Source organism: Streptomyces sp. NPDC005438, from assembly GCF_040606315.1.
Taxonomy (GTDB): Bacteria; Actinomycetota; Actinomycetes; order Streptomycetales; family Streptomycetaceae; genus Streptomyces.
Genome location: NZ_JBEXEP010000031.1, coordinates 1 through 1,968 on the forward strand (window position 1 = coordinate 1; position 1,968 = coordinate 1,968).

Here is a 1,968-nt window from a genome sequence, read left to right on the forward strand (position 1 = left end):
GGGTTTGGTTCGGGTGGGGATGTGGGGTTGCGGGTGGCGTTTAGGGATATGGGTTTTGATTCGTTGACGGCGGTGGAGTTGCGTAACGCGCTGGCTGCCGAGACCGGACTCAAACTCCCCTCGACGCTGATCTACGACTACCCGACCCCGGTGAGCCTGGCCGACTTCCTGCTGGAGGAGCTGGACGTCGGCCCGTCCGAGGAGGACCCGGACACCGCGCTGGAGCGTCTCGAATCCACGTTGCTCGCGCTGCCGGAGTCCGAACGCTCCCGACTGAAGGTGACCGCCCGGCTGCAACAGCTAATGAAACGCCTGGAGGGCGAGGCAAAGGGTGACGAGGGCGCCGACGTCTCCGCGAAGATCGAGGCCGCCACAGCGGACGACATCTTTGACCTGATCGACGACGAGATCGGACGGCGGTGAGCTTGATGGTCAACGAGGACAAGCTCCTTCAGTACCTGAAGAAGGTCACGCTTGAACTTCACGAGACCAAACAGCGACTCCGCGAAGTGGAGGACACCGAGGCCGAGCCGGTAGCCGTTGTCGGGATGGCCTGCCGGTTCCCCGGAGACGCGGACACCCCTGACCAGCTGTGGCAGATGCTGGCGGACGGCGTGGACGCGATGGGCGCGTACCCGTCCAACCGTGGTTGGGACGCCGGCGAGGGAGTGGGCGGATTCCTCGCCCGGGCGGCGGACTTCGACGCCGGGCTGTTCGGTATCTCGCCGCGTGAGGCGTTGGCGATGGACCCCCAGCAGCGGCAGCTGCTGGAGACCTCGTGGGAGGCGCTGGAGAGCGCGGACATACCCCCGTTGTCCCTGCGGGGGACACCCGTCGGGGTGTTCGCCGGCACCAACGGCCAGGACTACGGCGCCATGCTGGCGTTGTCGGGTGAGCAGACCGACGGGTACGGAGGCACCAGCACCGCCGGCAGCGTGCTGTCGGGTCGTGTCTCGTACGCCCTGGGTCTGGAGGGTCCGGCGGTCACCGTGGACACCGCCTGCTCCTCGTCCCTGGTGGCCCTGCACCTGGCGGCTGCTTCCCTACGGTCGGAGGAGTGCGAACTCGCGCTGGCCGGGGGCGTGACCGTGATGTCGACACCGGGCGCGTTCGTGGAGTTCAGTCGTCAGGGTGGGCTGGCCGGTGATGGTCGGTGCAAGGCGTTCTCGGATGACGCGGATGGCACCGGTTGGGGTGAGGGTGTCGGCGTCCTGGTGTTGGAGCGGTTGTCGGACGCGCGGCGGAACGGTCACCGGGTGTTGGCGGTGGTGCGGGGCTCGGCGGTCAACCAGGACGGTGCGTCGAACGGTCTGACGGCACCCAACGGTCCCTCCCAGCAGCGGGTGATCCGTCAGGCGTTGGAGAACGCCGGTCTGCGTCCGTCGGACGTGGACGTGGTGGAGGCGCATGGGACGGGTACGTCGTTGGGTGACCCGATCGAGGCTCAGGCGTTGCTGGCGACGTACGGCAAGGACCGTCCCGAGGGTCAGCCGCTCTGGTTGGGGTCGATCAAGTCGAACATCGGGCACACCCAGGCCGCTGCCGGTGTCGCCGGTCTGATGAAGATGATCCTGGCGATGCGGCACGGGACACTGCCCAAGTCGCTCCACATCAGCGAACCCTCCTCCCACGTCAACTGGTCTGCGGGAGAAGTGGAGTTGCTGTCGGAGTCGCGTGAGTGGCCGGCCGGGGACCGGCCGCGTCGCGCCGGCGTCTCGTCCTTCGGTATCAGTGGCACCAATGCCCACGTGATCATTGAGGAGGCGCCTCTCGAAGAACTCTCGTCCTCGGAGGAGGGGGAAGAGGGTTCGGGTACAGCCTCGGGTTCGGTTTCTGGTTCTGCTGGTTCTGCTGGTTCTGGGTCTTCTGGTTCTTGGTCTGTGGTGCCGTGGGTGGTGTCGTCGCGGTCTGGTGGGGGTTTGGAGGGTCAGGCGGGTCGGTTGTTGTCGGGTGTGGGTGGGTTGTCTG

Annotated in this window: 2 protein-coding genes; both read left to right on the top strand. The window is 66.9% G+C overall.

Translation table 11 applies throughout. The features are described from left to right. Nucleotides 1-21 precede the first annotated feature (21 nt). Nucleotides 22-423, top strand: coding sequence for a phosphopantetheine-binding protein (locus ABZT14_RS25535; RefSeq protein ID WP_356306905.1), 402 nt, complete (start codon nt 22-24; stop codon nt 421-423). 5 nt (nt 424-428) lie between these two features. Next, nucleotides 429-1,968, top strand: a 1,540-nt coding sequence (locus ABZT14_RS25540) for a beta-ketoacyl synthase N-terminal-like domain-containing protein (protein WP_356306902.1), incomplete at its 3' end; no start/stop codon positions are given.